Genomic DNA, 22,193 nt, shown 5'->3' with positions numbered 1-22,193 from the left:
GCAGAGGCACAGAGACACAGAAAAAAGAGTATTTATTAAAAAATAGCTCTACGCCTCTGTGTCTCTGTGTCAAAAAATTAGTGACGGAAATGTCTCATGCTGGTAAATACCATTGCCATGCCGTGTTCATTGGCGGCAGCAATAGTTTCATCATCACGCATTGAACCACCTGGCTGTATTACCGCAGTAATACCGGCTTCATTTGCGGCATCGATTCCATCCCGGAAAGGGAAGAACGCATCAGATGCCATAACAGAACCTTCAACCTGCAGGTTTTCATCAGATGCTTTAATGCCTGCAATTTTCGCAGAATAAACACGGCTCATCTGACCCGCACCAACACCAATAGTCATCTGATTTTGAACATAAACAATGGCATTAGATTTAACAAATTTGGCAACTTTCCATGCGAATAATAAATCGCGCATTTGATCTTCAGTCGGTTTCTTTTCAGTAACAACCTGAAGGTCGTCAATACCAACCATGCCAAGATCGCGATCCTGTACCAGTAATCCGCCATTGATGCGTTTAAAATCAAGAGCAGGAACCTGTTTATCCCACTGTCCGCATTCTAAAACACGAACATTTTTCTTTTCAGATAATACTGTTTTTGCTGCATCACTTACTTCTGGTGCAATAATGACTTCAACAAACTGACGTTTAATTATTTCAGCTGCAACATCTTCTTCGAGTGTGCGATTAAACGCGATGATACCGCCAAAAGCTGATGTGGGGTCTGTTTTGTATGCACCTTCATATGCATCCATTGCATTGTCAGCAATGGCAACGCCACAGGGGTTGGCATGTTTTACGATAACGCACGCGGGTTCCGGGAATGATTTAACGCATTCAAGAGCAGCATCTGTATCGGCTACATTGTTATAAGACAGTTCCTTGCCCTGAACCTGAGTTGCACTGGCAACAGAAACTTCAGCAGGGTTTGCTTCTTTGTAGAATGCTGCCTGCTGGTGAGGGTTCTCGCCGTAGCGCATTTCCTGTACTTTATCGAACTGCATATTGATAGTGCGAGGGAAGTTAGACTGGCTACCATCGGCATTGATAGTGCCAAGATAATTAGCAATAGCACCGTCATAATTTGAAGTGTGCTCAAATGCTTTAACAGCCAGGTCAAAACGAGTTGCCTGATCTATGCCACCGGCTTTAATTTCATTGGTTACTCTGGCGTAATCTGCAGGGTCTACAACTATAGTGACAAATGCATGGTTTTTTGCAGTCGCGCGAACCATGGTGGGGCCACCAATGTCTATATTCTCAATAGCATCTTCAAGGCTGCAATCGGGTTTTGCAACAGTCGCTTCAAATGGGTAGAGGTTAACAACTACCAGATCAATAGGAGCAATGTCATTTGCCTGCATTACTTCGTCGTCAATACCGCGACGGCCTAATATGCCACCATGAATTTTAGGGTGCAGGGTTTTAACCCGGCCATCCATCATTTCAGGAAAACCGGTGTGCTCAGAAACTTCAGTAACGGGCAGGTTATTATCAGCCAGTAATTTGGCTGTGCCACCTGTAGAAAGAATTTCAACGCCTGCATCAATTAATGCCTTGCTCAGCTCTACAATGCCGGTTTTGTCTGAAACGCTCATCAGGGCCCGTTTTACAGGGCGGGTATCATTACTCATAGTTTCTGTAATCCGCAATATGTCAATCAAGGGTGCGAATTATAAACTAATTAGGAGGTAGTCAGAAGATAAATGAAGTGTTTTAACGTATGGATTCAGGAATTTTTTTGTATGGGTGGCCTGATTAATTTTGCCCGTGTGCGAAAGCGCTGGTTAGCGATTATACGCACGGGCAAATGCCTGTTTGTGAGCTTATTTGATTAGTTTGTAAGATTTAAGCTTTTTACGCAGAGTGCCACGGTTTATGCCCAGGCATTCTGCTGCTTTAGACTGATTACCATCCACATGCTGCATAATGAGTTCCAGTAAAGGCTCTTCTACCTGCTGCATTACCAGATCATAGATGTTGCCGGGATTTTCACCGTCCAGATCATCAAGAAACTGCTTCAGTGATGAACGAATAATGCTGTTTAGCCCTGAGTTTTGATCATCATTTAGTTTATCATTTTGGGAATTATGTAAATTTATAACATTGCTATTATTCATGCTGCAATTGGCCTGTTTATTGTTTTTATATTAGGAAAGTTATTAAAAAATGAAATAACTTCACTTAGTTGTTGTGGTGCTTCTTTATAACGATTGATATGTTTACGAAATGCATTTTGTTGCTCAGCAGTAATGAATGAACATTTTTGTGTATACCAGCTGATATGTTTGCGAGCAATTTGTGCGCCCCTTTGTTCGCCATAAAAATTATAAAGATCCGTCAGATGATTTTCTATTACCTGAACGATCTCTTGCTGATCTGGCGAAGTCAGTATTTCCCCGGTTTTTAAATAATGGTTGATTTCACGAAATATCCAGGGGTTTCCCTGAGCACCACGTCCAATCATAACAGCATCAGCGTCGGTTAATTCCAGCACCTTTCGGGCTTTTTGCGCAGATGTAATATCACCATTTGCGACTAATGGTATTTTTATAAGCTGTTTAACCCGAGTGATGGTCTCGTATTCAGCTTCGCCTTTGTAAGCATCTTCCCGTGTACGGCCATGCATGCTTAACATTTGAATACCGCTGTCTTCAGCAATACGTGCGATGGTGGGTGCATTTTTATTTTCATGATCCCAGCCAGTGCGTATTTTTAAAGTCACAGGCACATCTACAGCGTTTACCACCGCCTGTAAAATATCAGCCACACGTTTTTCATCTTTCATTAAAGCGGAGCCTGCCGCTACATTGCAAACTTTTTTAGCGGGACAGCCCATATTGATATCAATTATATGAGCACCCTGTTCAACATTGAACTGTGCAGCATTGGCCATTTTAGCCGGATCAGTACCAGCAATTTGTACACTTACAGGTCCTGTTTCTCCCTGATGGTCCATACGCAAACGTGTTTTATGGCTATTTCGCAAATGGGGTTCAGAGGTCACCATTTCAGATACAACTAGTCCAGCGCCCATCTTACGACACAGCTGTCGAAATGGTTTATCAGTAATGCCCGCCATAGGAGCGAGAAAAACAGGGGATGAAAGAGTGTAAGGACCGAGTTGCATTAAGTTATCCGTTTCAATGGACGACTAATATTACCCTTATAAACCGTGATAAAAAATAAATATATTTACTTTTTTTTCACAAAAAGGGCTTGCTTTTCAAGGTGTCTAAAAAAATCAGATACTTGGAGGTGCTATTAACGAAAGTTGTGCTTATCACTAAAAGAGGGGCAAGCAAAAAAAGTGCGTGAGTCGGCTATTCCTGCGTTGTGCTTAATACGTGTTTTGATGTGTTTTGTGTTTTAGAGTCGGAATCATCGGGTATATGATCTAGTGGTGCGTTATTCATACGAATGACATGGTTTGCAAGGTTGGTTGATATGTTTTTCATTAATATTGAAAATATACGGGGGTGTTTGCCGGCTAGTAAATTAAATTCAATATGATGGATGCATAACAGGCTGCTTTCGCACAGGCTTACAGCGCTAGCTGAACGTGTTCTCTGAGTGATTAGGCCAATCTCACCAAAAATATCACAATTACCCAGAGTGAATATAGTGCCAGACTTTTGAGTGCTTAATTTGATTTCACCAGAAAGTAAAATGTACATTTCATGGCTGGGGTCGCTCTCTTTAAATAGAACTTCTTTTGCATCCGTTTTAATTGACTGACATAAATTCAGAATGATTTTGAGTTCATCATTATTCAGGCCATTAAATAATGGTATTTTACTGAGGATGTGAAGAATATTTTCAGCCATGTATCAAGTCTGGCACATTTTTTAAAAATTGCTGTGAGATAAAGGCAAATGGAGGTGCCTGAATGTAAACCAGGTAGTTGAAGTATTAAGTGGAGGTTGCTCTTTGACTTGTCTGGTATTTTTTTAAATCTAAATTACCAGGCAAGTTGTATCAGGTTGTCTTTCTAAGCTGTCTTGCTAGGGCAATCAGTTGTGGTGCAGTGATCAGATATGCCAGCCAGTTCCTTGAGCTCATTTAATTTATGAATATTTACATATTTACGTTGAGTTGATAACAGGCCTTCACTTTGAAAACGACTAAATGTGCGACTAATGGTTTCTATTGTTAGCCCCAGATAGTTGCCGATATCTTTACGTGACATAGTAAGGTTAAATTCAGTCTCAGAAAAATTACGTGCTTTAAGACGGCTTGACAGGTTGACCAGAAATGCAGCGAGTCGTTCGTCAGCACTTTTTTGTGCCATTAGCATTAACAGTGACTGGTCACCTGCAATTTCCTTACTCATTATTCTAAATAACTGATGATGTAATTCAGGTATCTCGCTGCTCAGGTCTTCTAGAGTATCAAAAGGTAACTCACACAGGCTGGTTGTTTCTAATGCGATTGCAGAGCAGGGGTGTTTTGCGTCATGAATTGCATCCAGGCCAATCAGTTCACCGGGTAAGTACAGGCCAGTGATTTGTTCGTCACCCTGTTCACTTTCAGTAAATGTTTTAATTGAGCCACTACGCACAGCAAAAATAGATGTAAATGCTTCGCCGCTGTTAAACAGGTATTCGCCCTTGTGTAATGGGCGGCTGCGTTTAACAATATTATCCAGCCTGTCGATATCACCAATATCAAGACCAAGCGGTAAACAGAGGTCGTGTAAACTGCAGCTCTTACAGGCAGTTTTCAGAGCGGATAATTTAATAGATGTGGTCGCCATAATTAATTACAACTGTGCTTACAATAGTGTGAGTAAGTGTATCGAATTCCGCTAATAAACGTAAGCCCTAATATGCAATCTTTATAGTTAATAAGGCCGGCCTGTCTTGACTTAAGTCAAGGTAACAGGTGTATTTTTATATTTATTAAGTGCGTTTGAAGAGCAAAAAAATACAGTTTTCGAGGTGTATAAATAGAAGAATTACTTGCCTCCGCCCATGCAGGGAGGTGATACAGGTGCGGCTCCTTTTTCGTCCCATTCCTCAGGTGTCATTGTATGCAGTGCAAGAGCATGAATCGGCCCTTCAAGTTCTTCAGTCAGTGCTTTATTGATAAGGCGATGCCGTGCAATTAGCATTTTTCCATTAAACTCATCGGAAACAGCCACAACTTTAAAATGAGATTCTGAGCCGGGAGGCACATTATGCATATCACTTTCATTGGTTACTTCTAAATGAACTGGACTCAGTGCACTTTTTAATTTTTCAATGATGTCGTCTTCTATGCTCATATTAGCTCGATGTGTTTGAATAAAAGCTAATCTTATCAAGAATACGGTAGATATTCCCTTATAGTATAAGTTGTTTTTTTAAAGACAAAAAAAAGAGCTGGTCATCACGAAGTGGTGACCCGCTCTTTAACTCCCCCCCAGGAGATTCTTTACAACCTGAGGAGTACGACGTTTGTTCGTACTCCTCAGGAGATTCCTTATATCTGATTAAGTACATGTTTTATGGCTACTCAACCAGTAAATTCTTTGTAAACCACTTTGTTGCTAGTGGTTTACTATGGTTGAAGCATAGAGAGTTGTCATGAAAAGATCGTTGATTTAAATCAAGAAAAACAGCTTGCTGGTTTTCTTAAGCTTCAGGAAATGCCTGCCAGATTTCCTGCTGGTAGATTTCAAGCCCTGAAAACTTACGTTTGTATTCCATTTTCGGGTGGTTTTCGATCCAGTACCCCAGATAAAGGTGTTCTTTCTGATAAAGCCTGGCGAGCCAGACCTGTTGTAGTATTGCAAATGTACCTAAACTGCGTTTCTTTTCTTCAGGTTCGAAAAAAGTATAAACCGCAGAAGGGCCTGCATTTAGAAAATCCACAACAGCTACGCATAATAATTTGCCCTTAATTCGAGACTCAATGAATATGCTGGTTTTCCAGTTATTTAATAAAAAATTACTGAAATCTTCGGGTGTTGGATCCGCCATGCTCCCGTCTTTATGCCTGCCATTTATATAGCGTTTATAAAGAGAGAAATACTCTTCACTAAAGCGGGCGGGTTTAATATGAGTGGTCAGGTTCTGATTGTTCCTTAAACAGCGGCGTTGATTACGGCTGGCTTTGAAACTGAATACATCAATTCGACAGGGAATACAGGCAGCGCATTCTTTGCAATGAGGGCGATAAACAAATTCACCGCTGCGTCTAAAACCTTTACTGAGTAACAGACTATACAAACTCGAGCCCATTTCTATCTGTGGATCGGGAATCAGGTTGGACGTTTGCCGGTCATCATAGTAACCGCACTCATGTTCCGCAGTGATATATAAACTGAGGTTTTGTGAATTCATGATGTGTATCTTATTTAGTTATCGATATAAAAACCAGCGAATCTGCCAGCTTCTCGTTTGTAATAGAAATGTGCTCCAGAATAGACTTGAAAATCAGTTTAAATTCCCCTTATAGCCATGCCTATAGGGTGATATAATGCGCGCCTTCGTCATTACCGGTTATAAAAAATGAGTCCTGATACTCAACGCAATACTCGAATTGAACAGCTAAAACAGGCCCTGAAAGAACGCATTCTAATACTGGATGGCGGCATGGGTACGATGATTCAAAGTTATAAACTGGAAGAGGCTGACTACCGTGGAGAACGGTTTGCGGACTGGGCGTCAGATTTAAAAGGTAATAATGACCTGTTAAGCATTACTCAGCCGGGTATTATCTGTGATATTCATAAAGCTTATCTTGAGGCTGGTGCCGATATTGTTGAAACGAATACGTTCAATGGTACATCAATTGCTATGGCCGACTACTCGATGGAAGAGCTTGCTTATGAGCTTAATCTGGAAGGCACGAAAGTTGCCCGTGAAGCTGCGGATTCATTATCTACCCCTGAGCGTCCCCGGTTTGTTGCGGGTGTGCTTGGCCCCACCAATCGCACTGCTTCTATTTCACCGGATGTAAATAATCCGGGTTATAGAAATGTAAGTTTCGACCAGTTAGTTGAAGCGTACACTGAAGCAACTCGTGGTCTGGTTGATGGCGGCGCAGATATTCTATTAATAGAAACGGTTTTTGATTCATTAAACGCAAAAGCGGCTATTTTTGCTGTGATGCAATATTTTGATGATCATAATACTGAAATACCCGTGATGATTTCCGGCACGATAACGGATGCCTCCGGACGAACACTATCAGGCCAGACTGCACAGGCGTTCTGGAATTCAATGCGCCATGTTAACCCGATTAGTTTTGGTTTTAACTGTGCATTAGGTGCCGATGAACTGCGTCAGTATGTAGCAGAAATGTCAGGCATTGTAAGTTGCAATATTAATGCGCATCCCAATGCGGGTCTGCCAAATGAGTTTGGTGAGTATGATGAATCACCTGAAGATATGGCTGCGCAAATTGGAGAATGGGCGAGTTCAGGTTATCTGAATATTATTGGTGGTTGCTGTGGCACCACGCCTTCTCATATAAAAGCGATCGCAGAAGCGGTGAGTAAATACCCGCCGAGAAAAATCCCCGATGTAAAAGTTGAGTGCAGATTAAGTGGTCTGGAACCTTTGAGCATCACCCCCGAATCTTTATTCGTTAATGTGGGTGAGCGAACGAATGTTACCGGCTCGGCAAGATTTAAACGTTTAATACTGGAAGAAGATTACGAAACCGCACTGGATGTTGCGCGTGAGCAGGTAGAAAACGGCGCACAGGTTATCGATATTAATATGGATGAAGGTATGCTCGATGGTGAGAAAGCCATGGTGACCTTTTTAAATCTGATTGCATCGGAGCCGGATATTTCGCGTGTGCCGGTGATGATCGATTCATCAAAATGGCACATCATTGAAGCGGGCCTTAAATGTATTCAGGGTAAAGGTATCGTTAACTCCATTAGCATGAAAGAGGGTGAAGATAAATTTATTGAGCAGGCAAAACTGATTCGTAAATACGGTGCTGCTGCTATTGTTATGGCCTTCGATGAAACAGGCCAGGCGGATACCCGTGATCGTAAAATTGAAATCTGTACCCGTGCATATAAATTATTGACTGAAGTTGTTGGTTTCCCCGCAGAAGATATTATTTTTGACCCGAATATTTTTGCCGTTGCAACCGGTATAGAAGAACACAATAATTATGGTTTAGATTTTATCGAAGCCACAGATGTTATTAAGAAAGCCTTACCCCATGCTATGGTTTCGGGTGGTGTATCGAATGTGTCATTTTCTTTCCGGGGTAATAACCCGGTGCGTGAAGCGATACATGCGGTGTTTTTATACCATGCGATAAAAGCCGGCATGGATATGGGTATAGTTAATGCGGGGCAACTCGCGGTTTATGATGATTTACCTGAAGAGTTACGTGAACATGTAGAAGACGTGGTATTAAACCGACGTGAAGATTCGACTGAGCGTTTACTGGATATTGCTGATAAATATCGTGGTGATGGCAGCACGGGTAAAAAAGAAGAAAATTTAGAATGGCGTGAATATGAAGTTAGCAAACGTATCGAATATGCTTTGATTAAAGGTATCGATGCTTATGTGGTAGAAGATACTGAAGAAGCACGTTTAAGTTTCGATCGTCCTATTCAGGTGATTGAAGGTCCGTTAATGGACGGTATGAATGTGGTCGGTGATTTATTCGGTGACGGTAAAATGTTTTTACCTCAGGTGGTTAAGTCTGCCCGGGTAATGAAAAAAGCGGTTGCACATTTGATTCCCTTTATCGAAGCTGAAAAAGATGGTGATGTGCAATCCAATGGCAAGATATTAATGGCCACGGTAAAAGGAGATGTACACGATATTGGTAAAAACATCGTGGGTGTTGTATTGCAGTGTAATAATTTTGAAGTGGTTGATATGGGTGTGATGGTACCCGCAAACAAAATTATTGAAACCGCCAAAGAAGAAAATGTGGATATCATTGGTTTAAGTGGTTTGATTACACCATCACTTGATGAAATGGTGTATATCGCAAAAGAATTACAGCGTCTTAATTTAGATATACCTGTAATGGTCGGTGGTGCCACAACATCTAAAGCGCATACCGCTGTTAAAATTGAACAGAATTATGAAGGCCCAACAGTCTGGGTGAAAGATGCCTCACGCGCAGTGGGTGTTGCGCAGAGTTTAATCTCGACAGACTTGAAAGAAGGTTTCCTTAAAGATCTAGCAGCAGATTATGAGCAGGTACGGGTTAATCATGCGGGTCGTCGTAAGAAAACTAACTGGGCAAAAATAGAAGATGCCAGAGCAAATAAAACAAAAATTGACTGGGATACAAGTGATATAGGTTCACCTGCTTTTACGGGTGTAAAAGTATTTGATGATTATTCACTGGAAGAGATAAGAGAGTATATAGACTGGACGCCATTTTTCTTTGCCTGGGAATTAAAAGGTCGTTATCCGAAAATATTAACGGATAAAGAAAAAGGTGAAGAGGCGACTAAATTATTTAATGATGCTAAAAACATGCTGGATAAAATTATCAGTGAAAAGTGGCTGCAGGCGAAAGCTGTAGTGGGTATCTTTCCAGCTAATAGCATTGATGGTGATGACGTAGAAATTTATACCGATGATTCACGCAGTGATGTGTCAACTACGCTTAATTTTTTACGTCAGCAAACCCAGCAACCACCGGGCCGACCTAATTACTGTTTAAGTGATTTTATTGCACCCAAAGCAACTAAATTAAATGATCATATTGGTGCTTTTGCAGTAACAACGGGCATTGGCATTGAAGAGCATGTAAAGCGCTTTGAAGAAGATCATGATGACTATCAGGCGATTATGCTTAAAGTATTAGCCGACAGGCTGGCGGAAGCGTTTGCTGAGTTAATGCATAAACGCGTGCGTACCGAGTACTGGGCTTATGCCAAAGATGAAAGTCTGGATAATGCAGCATTAATAGCAGAAGAATATAAAGGTATTCGTCCTGCACCGGGTTACCCTGCCTGTCCTGATCACACTGAAAAAGCAAAACTCTGGGAATTAATTTCTGCAGATAAGAATGCAGGTATTACGATTACTGAGCATTTTGCAATGTTACCTGCTGCTTCGGTTAGTGGCTGGTACTTTAGTAATCCAGAATCAAAATATTATGCGGTCGCTAAAATTAATCGTGATCAGGTTGAAGATTATGCAAAACGTAAAGGCATGACATTAGCTGAAGCGGAGCGCTGGTTATCTCCAAATCTTGGCTATGATAATTAGATTTATCTAGCATTTAAAATATTAACTGAGTAAATATATGCGTGAAACACAAGCGGCTCAGAATGGATTCAGTATGTTCAGGTATAAGGAAGATCGTTTACCTGTATTAATTATTCTGGCTTTAACGCTGATTGATTTTATTCTGTACTTTACCGTGAGTAATGCGCTGGTACTGTTTGTATATTATCTTTTGATGGTCATACCTAAAGGCACTATCTGTGCGTGGAATCACCATCATCAGCATCTTTTTACCTTTAGAAATACTTTACTTAATCGAGGGCTTGAGTTTGCGTATGCATTACATACTGGTGTAACAACCCATCTCTGGCGTTTGCATCATGTATTGGGGCATCACCTGAATTTTCTTGATCAGGAAAAAGATGAAAGTCGCTGGAAACGCAAAGATGGTACGGAAATGGGGGTTATTGAATACACCTTAAATGTTGCGTTAACCGCTTATCCTCGTGGTTATGTTGTCGGTAAAAAACACCCTAAACAACTTAAACCTTTTCTGTTAAATACGCTTATTACATTTTCTATTCTTGGTGTGCTCATCTGGTATAAACCTGTAGAAGCGCTGCTGTTGTTTGTTTTGCCTATGATAACCAGTTTACTGTTTACCGCTTATGTTACATATGATCATCATGCGGGTCTGGATACGCAAAATGAATTTGAAGCATCAAAAAATAATTTAAGCAGAATGTACAACCTGTTTACAGGTAATCTGGGTTATCACACAGCACATCATCATAAACAGGGTGTGCACTGGTCCCGGTTACCCCAGCTTCATGAAACTATAAAAGATAAAATACCAGATCATCTTTATACAAAGTCAGCCATATCGAATATGGTTTTGGGTGACTAGCTATTGAGTCTAACGGTTGAGTCTGGCTGTTATGGCCAGGTTTGAGTTGTTTGGTTAAATTAGATAAAGCTCCCGGTCAGTCGCCCGGGAGCCTGTAATGCGAATTAAAATATTAAGCGGTGCGTCTGTCGCCCTTACGTCTATCTGGAAAATCAATCGGAATATTTCTTTGTCGACGATCCTTGCCTTTTTTGCCCCGGCGTTCCTTAATTAACTGAAGCATTAACCAGCCCATGCCACAGCTAACAATACTGGCAACCCAGCAGGTCGCAATATAAGCGTCATAGGATGTTCGAGGGTCTAAACGAATAACACTGATACCCACAAACTCAAGGGCTACGATAGCCAGACCACCGGCACCGCATAAAAAGAATAAATAGATAAAAAATAACCGATATGTAACAAAATTTACATCACGAACATTAAAACTCATAGAATAAAACCGTAAAAAGTTAAGTAGAGCAGTGGGGGTAGGTAAACCGCTGTGTATACATATATAGAATAGACCATATTTATATAAATATGGATTTCCGGCTGTATTCATTTAGATAATATGGCTAAAAGCAGCAGGGGCGGGTGTTAATTTTCAGCTGTATAAATTTCGGTTTCAGGGTGAAATGCATACCAGGCAAACCAGTAACTCGTAAGGCTGGGCAAAGTCTCGCCAGAATTTAAACGAATAAAACCGCTTCTATGCTGGCTATTAAAGTGCACTTCAATATCACGACCTGCAATTTTATCCCGTATGATCTTTCCACCTGATTTATCCAGTTCAATAAATGCATAAGCCTTATAGTGACCGTTGAGTTCAAGTCCAATAACTTTTTCTTTTGGATGAAAACGAGGGCTCTTAGTGCTTACAGGAAAGTATAAAGATTCGTTTGATGCATAACTGCCATAGGGTGACCTGCGGTAATCACGAGAAAATCCTGTTTTATCTGATAGCACGTGAGTGGCGGGGTATCGATATTGCCAGTTTTCCCAGCTGGTATTATCTGCAACCAGCATTTTGAGTGATTCCCCTTTGCGCTTTCCGCTAATGGCCTGGCCCATAATCTGTGACCAGAGAGACTCGGTTTCCCTGTCATATAACAGCATGTCACTGTTGTAGAGCAAACCGGATACGCCAAAATTAGCTCCGGGTGATTTAAACGCCATGCCGGTACCACACAGTGGGCAGTAACTGACAACAACATCACCATCATTGATTATTTCATGCCAGTTTAAAATTCGTATCGGGTAAGCTTTGGGGCCGCTCTGAGTTATAAGCCCGATCACCCTGTCATTACCTGATAAAAAGTTAACCTCAGCAGCCGGGATGAATAAAGGTTTATCAATTGAGGGGATTCCGTCTCTGGGAGGCCCTCCATGGTGTATTTCAGATTTGGGGACCAGAGCACCTGTGCTAATATCAAAATCGTTGTACTGGCCGGAAAAGACACCTGGGCTCAGAATATAAAAGCCAATGAGTACAGTAACGGGGTAAAAAATCAGACGAGCCAGAGTGGGTGTTTTAAACAATGATTTGAGCATGATTTTCTCGATCTGTTATAAAGACGATGATAATCCTGATTAACAAATGATCTACTGCCTGATTTGACAATAAATAAAGGTAAAAATTTCTAAAACATGCCTTTTCATTGGGTGATATACCGTATTTAAAGAATAAATACCAGAATAATAATATTAAAAAGTGACGAAAAAGGTTATCCACAAACTCTGTGGATAACTCTGTGGATGAATCTATTAATAGGGTCTGAAATACGATTATGACGGAATTGTTATCAGATTGTACAAAAAATAAACAATGCTGTTATTGCTTTAAATATCAATGACTTAAAAATAGATTAAATAATGTTTGACACTTTGTAAGTATTAATGGTCGCTTAAATAGGGTGTGGACGTTGAATATCCTGACTGTGCATAACTAGGCCTAAAGTCATATAAAAAACTATAAATTTGCTGTCTATTTTGCAGTTTTAGGTATCATAGGCTGATAGATAAGGCTTTGACTGTTAATAAAAATAAATTAGGCAAAATTTTTGAGCCAGAAACATATAAACCAGAGTAATGAGAGTTATTGTACAGATAAAAAGGGCTGTTTTTTGCTGTATGACTCTGAACTATTACGCTCACCTGAAGCCAGCTTATTAAGTCGGGATATACTCAAGCAGGCAGATAATTATCAGCTTATTACGAGTGGCGGGCGTGGCCAGGCCTGGTTCGTCGAGCTGGGTGAAATATCGGCTGTATACCGTAAATATATGCGTGGCGGACTAGTTGCCCGACTAAACCGGCAAACCTATATCAGCCTGAGTCATGAAAATACCCGGTCTATTAAAGAATGGCGTTTATTGCAGTGGATGTTTAAACAGGGTTTGCCTGTGCCACGGCCTGTTGCCGCTTCTATCTGCCGTTATCCTTTCAGTTACAGTCCTTTATATCATGCGCAGATATTGATTGAGCGACTGCCGGATGTTGAAACACTGGATTACATCCTGAGTCAGCAAGAAATAGAAGACAACGTCTGGCAGGCTGTCGGGCAATGCATTCGGCGTTTTCATAACGCGGGTGTTTATCATGCAGATTTGAATGCCAACAATATATTGCTGAATGCGCAGTCCACTGTCTATCTGATTGATTTTGATAAAGGTGAGTTAAGAGACGATCAGCCGGAAAATGCCTTATGGAAAGAGGAAAATCTACAGCGGCTTAAGCGATCGTTAGTGAAGCAGCAATCGATACATCAACAATATTACTTCAATGAAGATAACTGGCAGCAACTCCTGAAAGCATACGCTGAATAACCCAGAGACAACTTAGAGTTACCTCTTCGAATTAAACCGCATTTTGCAGGTGCCTGGGTAAAGCTATTTGTAAGCTTAATTGGGTTTATAATGGTACTCCTGAGAAAGTCAGAAAGGAGAATTCGAAATGACAAAATTTATATTTTTACTCATTACGGCGGTCACTGTTCTGAGCAGGCCCTGTTATTCCGATAATGCCATGCAAATATACAGCACAACAAAAACACTGGAAGGTGAGTGGGTGTTATCAGCGGATAAACAACAGGGAAAAGCAACTAAACATAAACTGGTTGCACCTCTGGTTGGTACAGATGTTGTTGCAATGAATTTCAAACTGGTTGGAAAAGGCAGCACGGTGCAGGAAACGCTTCTTCCTGATACAAAAAAAGAAATGGTTTCGATGTATCACTGCAAAGATGTTGCGTGCTCTGAGGTTAAAGCGACGCATTATTGTGTAAAGCAAAATCAGCCAGAAATGTTAGCTAACCCATTAAGCACATCAAACAGGCTGATTTATGACTGTGATATGACCACAGCATTATGTAAGTCAGGGCAGAATCACATACACAAAATCACACATGAAATTTCAAATAAGGGCAACCATCTTAAAACCACATATACCAGCTGGAAAGCTAGTAAATACCTGAAAGATTCAATTTATCATTTTGATCGTAAATGAATTTATGTTCGGGGTGTGGTATTAATACTGCCCCCCGAAAACAGCATAATTCAAATTTATTTTCTGTTTTACTCAATCGGTAATTCAACTGCCTGTGCCATATTTGAATTTTAAGTATTGCATGTCACATATTTTTCAAATCAGGCATGATATTTTTGAACTAGAAAAAGGTGTTTTAAGGTGTGTATAAGTGATTTTGCCGGGCCGGAAAGTGTAACGCTAATCAGTGGTGTAAGTGATGCAAACGGTGTAGCAGAGGTTATATGGCAAACTTCAACGCCAAATAGAAAACGGGCATGTGGTACAGCTGCAGGTGCTTATACAGTAACAACAACCAATGTAAGTGGAAGCTGGAATGGCGTTGCTATCACGGCAAAGATATGTGTAAGAAATAAGATGTTTGAATTTCGATGGTTATGAAATTTATTATGGAAATAATTTCCATAATTTAAGGGAATAAAAATGAAAAAATCCGCAACTGTATTAGCAATGCTTGGAACAATCGCATCATTTGATTATGCAATTTATATTTATTTTCTAACGCAATCATTAATGAGTAGCGGAGATGGTCGCTATTCACAAGCATCCGTGGATCGATTTTATATGATCTCAGATATACATTTAATAGTTGGTGTTTCTGGTGCAATAATTTGTTTTCTACTTATACGTGATAAGAGTAACAAATTAATAAATAGCGTCTTACTCATAGTCTTAGGTTTTCTACCAATTCTGTTTTTTGGTTTTAGTCAGGCGTTATTTGTTTTTCCTCTAGGAATAGCAGGTGGTCTACTGTTTTTTACTAAAGATAAAGTCATAACAGAAGCATAGTCAGTTCATGGCATCTAATGGAAAAAAACAGAATAAACAGGTTTAGAGAACAATTGTTGGTAATATTAGAGGGTTTTGATCTCTACCCCTGTTTATAACTTACTCAATCATGTCCCCAAACAAAGGCAAACCATGATTGGCTATTTTTCTTCGCAGTGTTTTATTAATGATAAAGCTATTCACTTTCAGTTGAATGGTTTTACAGTGGCGGTGTAGCACCATCATGGCTTCATCGCGACTATGGTATTTATCTTTTGTTTGAAATTTTCCGCTGCCATCGCTGACCTGCCATTTATTGTTTTTCTTTACCAGATTTAACCATGGATCACGGGTGTCTATATGTGTGAGTTCTACTGTGCATGAAAAGGTTTTACCCAGACGATTTAATGATTTTGGAATTTCTATATCGTAATGGCGTTTAATGGCCTGCAGACTTTTGTTGTAACGGGTTTCCTGAATATTACCCTGTGGCCAGGCAATGCCATCAAAACCATTCTGACTAGCCTGAATTAATATTAATTTGGCAGCCAGTGCTGGCCACTCTTTTTTAAAGGGAGCGTTAGCAACTTTTCCCCAGTAGTTTGTATCGTAGCCATGGGTGCGGCCATTTTGGTGCCAGTCACTTTGCACTTCTTCTATAAATAATAATTTTCGGCCTTTATTGTCGCGACGGATTGTGGTGCGGATATGGGCCAGAATATTATGGTCAAAATAATGCGCGCCAAAAAAAGTGCGAGGGTAGTCTGGCAGGCTGATAATCCATTCTCGGTAGTGGTTGCCACCAAACAGGGTGAGGTGATCGTAATGTGTATTAAAATGAGTGCCGCTATGAATACCTAAAGAGTCACGGGCATGTTGATTAGCAGCGGTTTTGGCTTCTTCGCTATTATTGTAATACAGGCTGCTATTATTTTTATCGATAATGGCGCGACCGTAATTGTCTAATGCAAACCAGTATTTATTTAATGACATGTGATGATCGTAGTTGAGCGTTTTAACAACACCTACTCGATAGTTACAGGTGTCATCGATGTATCGCAAAATACAGTGACAGCTATTATCCAGTTTTAATGCTGCGCGATATACGGCCTGATGAGGCATGCGCTGTGCTACTTCTTTAAAACCCAGGCCACCATCTTTTCCCTGTATTTGTTCTGCGCTTAATTCTATATGAATATTTTTAAAATTTATGGCGTTAAGGATTTCTTGCTTGCTCAATATATGTTCGCTGTTTTGTTTAGATAAAAAGCATGTTAAACCTGACCAGACTAGCTCTTCCTGTCGAATGCCAGATTTTTGCATATTATTTATGGTCGAGATCCATTGTTGTGTATTGGCGCGATGCAGGGGCAGTTTTTGTAGGCGTTGAGTTAACAGACTGTAGAGGCGTTGAGGTGCAGTGTAGTGTTTGGCCGTAATCTGACTTTGTTTGTTAACCAGGCGACGGCGTGCTGTTTCTATTGTGTTTGCCTGTATGTCTTTCGTAATCCAGCAGGCTAATTCAGCTTTTTCTTCAATGCTCCAGTCTTTTGCCTGTTGAATCGTCTTCAAAGTGTAACCGGAATAGCGGTAGTCGTGTTCAGTGCTGCCATGTTTGGGATTATTGTTTTCATCGCAGTACCGATAAATCACGTCTACCAACGGGTAGAGTGCTTTATGCCCTGCATAGGGAGCAGGCCCATGATTCTTTAACGCATGAAACTTGGCGCGATTCGTTGAAAGGTCAACGAATCGGCCACTGCTTAATAACAACATAAACGAAACCCCGGGGGAGAGCTGGCTTGTAAAGTACGTTTTAATTCCTGATCAATATAGTCGGCTTTAAAAAACGTTGCAACCATGGGTTTTGTAGGTGAATCAGTGTTTTATAATTCATTGTAAAATTATCAAATATTCTAAATTACTAAATTAGAATCATTATTAAGTCAGGGTCATAAATAAAAAATGAGTATCGTAGCGTGTTTTTTACTAATGCTATAATTAGCATGAATTGATTAGTAAATCCTGAAAGGTGATCCACCCATGAATGATTTGTCATGGCACGACTTTTTTGAAATTGGTGTTCAGTTTATTGATGATGATCATAAGAGGTTGTTAAGTATTATGCTGAATACCAGAAAAGCAATTGAAGAGGGTGATAATAAAAAATGTGTACAACTATTAACTTCACTTTTAAAAGAAGCTAATGATCATTTTGAAAGAGAAGAGAAATATTTATTAGAAGTGAAATATCCGGAATTAGAAGAGCATAAAAAGTATCATCGCGAGTTGCTTGTTCAGGTAGAAACGACAAAACGTATTTGTGAAGGTATTGAAACGGAGCATGATTTAAGTAAATGCTTTGATGGTATGGCCAGGTTTTTAATCGATGATATTTTAAAAGGAGATATTAATTTTAAATCATATCTTCAATATGAAGGTTATGTAAAAGATTTATAAATAAATTAATCTATTGTTTGCTCTTCATAACTGAGTATTTTATTTTAGTTTTTTATCACTGTTTAATACCCAACATCTTTCATTCTGCATATAACCAATGTGTTTATAATAAGGATTAGCATCCGGCGCGGATATTAATATGAGTTTGCATTCCGGGCCGAGTTGTTCCTGAGTGAATATCTGTAGTTTCAGGCCAATACCCTTTTTCTGATATTCTTTATCAATGGCTAAATCAGACAGATAACAGACATAATGAAAATCGCTTATTGATCGAGCAATGCCAATGAGTTTATCTTTGTCCCACGCGCTTACAATTAAGTTACTGTTGTTAATCATGCCTTGCATGCATTTATAATTATTGACAGGTCGACGTTCAGCCAATGTTGACCTTTTAAGTAAGTCTATAAATTGTTCTGTTGTTATGCTTGTGTTTATTTTGTATTGTATATCCATATTTATTTCTTCTATTTAGGTGCTAGCCCCATATCATCCAGTCGCATAAGGATTTCAACTTTCCGCTCTTTTGCTATATCTTGCCAGTTAATATTCTCCTGAGCACCGACGAGTGCGTAAAGCATGTTTAAACTGGTGTTTGAATTATGCTCTTTTAAAAGACGGTACATCTCAAATGCATCTGCCTGTTTAAATTCATCAACGGTTGAAATGCCAATAGTTAATAGTTCTGCTGAACTTTTTGGCCCCAGCCCTTTTAAATCACATATATTCATTTCACTTCAGGAATTTTAGAAAGATAGGTTTCTAATATCGTTGACTGTTTTTGTAATGCGTATTTAGCATTGTTAGCAATTGAAACGAAGTTTTCAGGTTTATTGAAGTAGCCTGATATTACAGGCTCTAACTCATTTATACTTTTAACCTGTAAACAGGCGTTGTTATCAAGGAGGAACTCAACTTCGTCTTTAAAGTTAAACATATGAGGGCCACACAAGGTTAGTTTGCCTAAACGGGCAGATTCAAGAATATTCTGACCACCGTGTTTAATTAACGAGCCACCTATAAACACAAATTCGGCACCGGCCATAAAATTAGATAACTCGCCCAGTGTATCTGCAAGGTATATCTTTGTGTCAGCCTTAATGTCCTGGTTCTGGCTGCGAACGGCATAACGTGTATTTAATGAGTCCAGTTGCTTTTGAATCTGGCTACTTCGATTAGGGTGCCGTGGAACAATTACTAACAACATGTCAGGGTTAAGTTTCTGCCAGAGCCTGGCTAACTGTAACTCTTCATCGTTATGGGTGGATGCGGCAACACAGTAAGGCTGGTTGTTAAGTTTTATCGGTTTGATAGTTTGTTCGTTATGGGTATGAACAAATTTTAAGTTTCCACCCGTTGATAGTTGAGTGCTGGATGCACCAAGTGAAATGAAATTATTTAATTCAATATCTGATTTACAGATTATGTTGTCAACATAAGAAAAACTGGTTTTGTAAAGTGACTTAATCCAGTTGTTTGCAGACAGTGTGCGATGAGACAGACGGGCATTAATAATAGAAATTGAAATATTATTAATATGACACAGTTGATATAACAGGGGCCATAATTCGGTTTCCATAATAAGGCATTGAGTTGGCTGCCACGCTTTGAAAAAACGTTTTATTGCAAAGGCGGATTCTACGGGTAAGTAACAATGACGGGTTCGTTCAAGTTTGTGTCGGTTAACGGTGCTTGCACCTGTGACGGTATTGGTAGTAATGACAAATTGTGTGTCGGGAAACTGCTTGAGTAATTCGATATGTAATGGCAGATAAGTATTGACCTCACCAACCGAGGCACAATGAATCCAGATGTTTTTGTCTGCTCGGGCAGGATAGGAAAACCCCAGTCGTTGAAAAAAGTAACGGGATGATTTGTCTCGCAGAGCAATTTTTAATGTGTATATGAAAAATACGGGCCATAAAGCAATTGTCAGAAGTCGGTATATCATCTGTTTAATTTAATGCTCATTTAGATTTATTTTTCTTCTGAGGATAAACCGCCGCTTCGCCTTCGGGCCTGTTTTTATAACGTTTGTGGACCCAGAGATACTGATCCGGGTTTTGCATTATCAAATGCTCAAGTGTCTGGTTAACAATTACCGCATCTTCTTCAGTATTACCTGTAGGGAAGTTTTCCAGTGCGGGCAATATTACCAGTTTGTAACCCTGGCCTGCATCTTTACGTTTTATATAATAAGGCACAACCGCAGCGCCGGTCATTTGTGCAAAGCGTGCCGGTGCGGTTAAAGCAGATGCCTGCACACCAAAGAAGGGTGTAAACACCATATCTTTACCGCGAAAATCCTGATCGGGTGCATACCAGGCTGCATTGCCTTTTTTCAAACCTTTAATCATCGATATAGGTTTATGGTAATCAACAATGGCTTTATATAAACGAGCACGGTGATAACGCATAAAGGCATCAAACAATTTATTATGCGCCCGTTTGTACATAACCTGAAAGGGCACGTAATGGTTAAGCACAGGACCGCCAATTTCCAGACAGGTAAAATGCGCGGTTAAAATAATAACGCCTTTGCCCTGTTCCTGTTGCCGGGTGATATTTTCCAGGCCTTCTACTTCGCACAGTTCAAGCAGGCGTTTGTCCTGCCACCAGCTAAGCGCTAGCTCGAAACCGGCGATACCCATATTTTTAAAACAGAGTTTGCGCATACGAAGAATTTCTTTTTCGTCGGCATCAGGAAACGCAAAGCGTAGATTAATATCTGCAACGGTGCGTCTGTCTGGCATTGCCAGATAAATTAATTTACCCAGTATGGCACCGAATATTTCTATGACGGGTAAGGGGAGAAAAACGACCAGACGTAATATAGCCAGAGCAAACCAGGTAGGCCAGTATTTAGGTGCAAGGTAGTCGCTGAATTTAACTGCCTTTATCAAAATAGACACTCTTAACGGGTTGTAAAATAGCAGATGAAAAGGCAGGCCTATTCATCTGCTTTAGTAAAATATTAAATTTTAGAAAAAATTATTGTAGAAAAGCATTAATGTTCTGGCCATCTTCCATGGATAGTGTGCCAGCCGCCTGTTTTAAACGTAAGGTATTAATTACGTAGTTGTAACGGGCACGAGCATAATCACGTTCTGCTCGATAGACTTCACGTAAGGTAGATAGCACATCAATCGCTGTACGGGTGCCAACTTCAAAACCGGCCTGAGTTGCTTCGTGTGCTGCCTGAGTTGAAAGCAGTGCCTGTTTTAGTGCTTTAACCTGAGCGATGGTTGAAGTAACACCCAGATAAGCGTCACGGGTTTGCTGTTGCGTCTGACGTTTCGCTTTTTCTTTTAATGAACGTGCCTGCTCTTTTAATGCAACAGACTGTTTATGTTTAGAGCTGGTAAAGCCACCGCTATAAATAGGGATGGTTAACTGAACTCTAATGTCTGTGTCTGTTGAATCAGAATATGAGAAACGACCACCATCAGGGCTGTTGTAATTATGTTGAGCAACCAGATCGAGATATGGGTAGTGTTCAGATTGATCAGCATCCACCTGCTTCTGAGATGCCTGGTAATTAAACTGGGCTGCTTTTAACGCCAGATTGTTTTGTTCAGCGCTTTCAGTCCATTTTATCATGCTGGCTGGTTCGGGAATTAACAGAGGAATGTCCTCTTTCATGGCGGCAATGCTTGTAGTATAAGTGCCCAGGATGACTGCTAATGCTTCGAACTGTGCAGCTAGTATATTTTGTGCATCTATTTCCTGAGCTACAGAGGTATCGTAACTGGCCTGTGCTTCTTTTACATCCGTGATGGCAATTAAACCCACTTCAAAACGTTTCTGTGACTGTTCCAGCTGTTTGCCAATGGCTTCTTTTTCTGCGGTGGCAAATTTTAAATTATCCTGTGCTCCCAGTGCATTGAAATAGGCGGTTGCCAGTCGAACCACTAAATCCTGTCTTGCTGCTTCTACTGTGGCGGTAGCAGATGCAATTGCCATATCAGTCTGTTGAAGCTTTTTATATAAACTGTGGTTGTAAAGTGACTGGCTCAGGGAAAGGTTGTAACCTTCGGTATCGAAATCGATGGTTCCATCTGAAATCAACGCGTTTGAGCTATTCTCAGTTTTTGATTCTGTATGACTGACAAAAGTTGAAAAATTTAACTGAGGCAATAAAGCGGCTTTACTTAAACCACGACCCGCAACTGAACTTTGATAAGCAAACTCGGCGGCCTGCAAATCCTGATCATGGGATGAAGCCGTTTCCAGAGCCTGTGCGAAGTTAAATGTATAAGGTGCATCGTCCTGTGCGTGTGCCTGAAAGTTAAATATCAGGCAGGAGGCAGTCATTATGCCAAGGGTTATTTTTTTCATATTTTACAAATTTACTTTTTAATTTTAAGTGT

Annotated in this window: 22 protein-coding genes; 7 read left to right on the top strand and 15 right to left on the bottom strand. The window is 40.2% G+C overall.

The annotated features are described in order from the left end of the window. Positions 1 to 77: 77 nt before the first annotated feature. The 7 genes from purH to DIZ80_15595 all read right to left on the bottom strand — a co-directional run bounded on the left by purH (position 78) and on the right by DIZ80_15595 (position 6,338). The gene (purH, locus tag DIZ80_15625) at positions 78 to 1,646 is read right to left on the bottom strand and encodes a bifunctional phosphoribosylaminoimidazolecarboxamide formyltransferase/inosine monophosphate cyclohydrolase (GenBank protein RDH81508.1); all 1,569 of its coding nucleotides are present in this window, start codon (positions 1,644 to 1,646) and stop codon (positions 78 to 80) included. A 192-nt stretch (positions 1,647 to 1,838) separates the two neighbouring features. Then, positions 1,839 to 2,132 (bottom strand): DNA-binding transcriptional regulator Fis, encoded by a 294-nt coding sequence (locus DIZ80_15620; GenBank protein RDH81507.1) that lies wholly within the window; start codon positions 2,130 to 2,132, stop codon positions 1,839 to 1,841. After that, on the bottom strand, positions 2,129 to 3,142 hold the full coding sequence (locus tag DIZ80_15615) for a tRNA dihydrouridine synthase DusB (protein ID RDH81506.1): 1,014 nt from the start codon (positions 3,140 to 3,142) through the stop codon (positions 2,129 to 2,131). The genes DIZ80_15620 and DIZ80_15615 overlap by 4 nt, the downstream gene beginning before the upstream one ends. Positions 3,143 to 3,335: 193 nt before the next feature. Then, complete coding sequence (locus DIZ80_15610; GenBank protein ID RDH81505.1) at positions 3,336 to 3,839, bottom strand: hypothetical protein; 504 nt, start codon at positions 3,837 to 3,839, stop codon at positions 3,336 to 3,338. 164 nt (positions 3,840 to 4,003) lie between these two features. Continuing rightward, the gene (locus DIZ80_15605) at positions 4,004 to 4,768 is read right to left on the bottom strand and encodes a transcriptional regulator FNR (GenBank protein ID RDH81504.1); all 765 of its coding nucleotides are present in this window, start codon (positions 4,766 to 4,768) and stop codon (positions 4,004 to 4,006) included. 201 nt (positions 4,769 to 4,969) lie between these two features. Beyond that, positions 4,970 to 5,278, bottom strand: a complete 309-nt coding sequence (locus DIZ80_15600) for a BolA family transcriptional regulator (protein RDH81503.1) — start codon at positions 5,276 to 5,278, stop codon at positions 4,970 to 4,972. A gap of 349 nt (positions 5,279 to 5,627) precedes the next feature. Further along, on the bottom strand, positions 5,628 to 6,338 hold the full coding sequence (locus tag DIZ80_15595) for an arginyltransferase (GenBank protein RDH81502.1): 711 nt from the start codon (positions 6,336 to 6,338) through the stop codon (positions 5,628 to 5,630). A gap of 168 nt (positions 6,339 to 6,506) precedes the next feature. Between DIZ80_15595 and DIZ80_15590 the strand changes: the two genes are divergently transcribed. Further along, a complete protein-coding gene (locus tag DIZ80_15590) occupies positions 6,507 to 10,208 on the top strand; it encodes a methionine synthase (GenBank protein RDH81501.1) in 3,702 nt (1,233 codons plus the stop codon). Positions 10,209 to 10,245: 37 nt separating this feature from the next. Continuing rightward, positions 10,246 to 11,073: a fatty acid desaturase gene (locus DIZ80_15585; protein RDH81500.1), complete on the top strand. Its 828-nt coding sequence runs from the start codon at positions 10,246 to 10,248 to the stop codon at positions 11,071 to 11,073. Between the two features lie 112 nt (positions 11,074 to 11,185). Here the strand turns inward: DIZ80_15585 and DIZ80_15580 are convergent, their stop codons facing one another. Then, a complete protein-coding gene (locus tag DIZ80_15580) occupies positions 11,186 to 11,506 on the bottom strand; it encodes a hypothetical protein (GenBank protein RDH81499.1) in 321 nt (106 codons plus the stop codon). Positions 11,507 to 11,652: 146 nt separating this feature from the next. Beyond that, positions 11,653 to 12,606 (bottom strand): hypothetical protein, encoded by a 954-nt coding sequence (locus DIZ80_15575; protein ID RDH81498.1) that lies wholly within the window; start codon positions 12,604 to 12,606, stop codon positions 11,653 to 11,655. 509 nt (positions 12,607 to 13,115) lie between these two features. Between DIZ80_15575 and DIZ80_15570 the strand changes: the two genes are divergently transcribed. The 4 genes from DIZ80_15570 to DIZ80_15555 all read left to right on the top strand — a co-directional run bounded on the left by DIZ80_15570 (position 13,116) and on the right by DIZ80_15555 (position 15,387). After that, positions 13,116 to 13,880 (top strand): 3-deoxy-D-manno-octulosonic acid kinase, encoded by a 765-nt coding sequence (locus tag DIZ80_15570; protein RDH81497.1) that lies wholly within the window; start codon positions 13,116 to 13,118, stop codon positions 13,878 to 13,880. Between the two features lie 127 nt (positions 13,881 to 14,007). Then, positions 14,008 to 14,559: a hypothetical protein gene (locus tag DIZ80_15565; GenBank protein ID RDH81496.1), complete on the top strand. Its 552-nt coding sequence runs from the start codon at positions 14,008 to 14,010 to the stop codon at positions 14,557 to 14,559. A gap of 180 nt (positions 14,560 to 14,739) precedes the next feature. Beyond that, complete coding sequence (locus tag DIZ80_15560; protein ID RDH81495.1) at positions 14,740 to 14,979, top strand: hypothetical protein; 240 nt, start codon at positions 14,740 to 14,742, stop codon at positions 14,977 to 14,979. A 42-nt stretch (positions 14,980 to 15,021) separates the two neighbouring features. Then, positions 15,022 to 15,387 carry a hypothetical protein gene (locus tag DIZ80_15555; protein RDH81494.1) on the top strand — a complete coding sequence of 122 codons (366 nt, stop codon included), beginning with the start codon at positions 15,022 to 15,024 and terminating at the stop codon, positions 15,385 to 15,387. A 99-nt stretch (positions 15,388 to 15,486) separates the two neighbouring features. Here DIZ80_15555 and DIZ80_15550 read toward each other — a convergent pair whose 3' ends face one another. Then, positions 15,487 to 17,142, bottom strand: a complete 1,656-nt coding sequence (locus tag DIZ80_15550) for a hypothetical protein (protein RDH81493.1) — start codon at positions 17,140 to 17,142, stop codon at positions 15,487 to 15,489. Between the two features lie 267 nt (positions 17,143 to 17,409). Here DIZ80_15550 and DIZ80_15545 point away from each other — a divergent pair, with 267 nt between their 5' ends. Then, a complete protein-coding gene (locus DIZ80_15545; protein RDH81492.1) occupies positions 17,410 to 17,826 on the top strand; it encodes a hypothetical protein in 417 nt (138 codons plus the stop codon). A gap of 39 nt (positions 17,827 to 17,865) precedes the next feature. Here DIZ80_15545 and DIZ80_15540 read toward each other — a convergent pair whose 3' ends face one another. The 5 genes from DIZ80_15540 to DIZ80_15520 are packed head-to-tail and all read right to left on the bottom strand — an operon-like array spanning position 17,866 to position 22,161. Next, the gene (locus DIZ80_15540) at positions 17,866 to 18,279 is read right to left on the bottom strand and encodes a GNAT family N-acetyltransferase (protein ID RDH81491.1); all 414 of its coding nucleotides are present in this window, start codon (positions 18,277 to 18,279) and stop codon (positions 17,866 to 17,868) included. 11 nt (positions 18,280 to 18,290) lie between these two features. Next, complete coding sequence (locus tag DIZ80_15535; protein ID RDH81490.1) at positions 18,291 to 18,554, bottom strand: transcriptional regulator; 264 nt, start codon at positions 18,552 to 18,554, stop codon at positions 18,291 to 18,293. Continuing rightward, the gene (locus DIZ80_15530; protein RDH81489.1) at positions 18,551 to 19,774 is read right to left on the bottom strand and encodes a 3-deoxy-D-manno-octulosonic acid transferase; all 1,224 of its coding nucleotides are present in this window, start codon (positions 19,772 to 19,774) and stop codon (positions 18,551 to 18,553) included. Before DIZ80_15530 ends, DIZ80_15535 begins: the two co-directional genes overlap by 4 nt. 16 nt (positions 19,775 to 19,790) lie before the next feature. Beyond that, positions 19,791 to 20,777, bottom strand: coding sequence for a lipid A biosynthesis lauroyl acyltransferase (locus DIZ80_15525; GenBank protein RDH81488.1), 987 nt, complete (start codon positions 20,775 to 20,777; stop codon positions 19,791 to 19,793). Positions 20,778 to 20,814: 37 nt separating this feature from the next. Further along, positions 20,815 to 22,161, bottom strand: a complete 1,347-nt coding sequence (locus DIZ80_15520) for a type I secretion protein TolC (GenBank protein RDH81487.1) — start codon at positions 22,159 to 22,161, stop codon at positions 20,815 to 20,817. Positions 22,162 to 22,193: the final 32 nt, after the last annotated feature.

The sequence above is a fragment of the endosymbiont of Galathealinum brachiosum genome (genome assembly GCA_003349885.1).
GTDB lineage: Bacteria > Pseudomonadota > Gammaproteobacteria > SZUA-229 > SZUA-229 > SZUA-229.
Note: the sequence above shows the minus strand (reverse complement) of the source record. Positions and strands in the feature narration are given on the sequence as shown.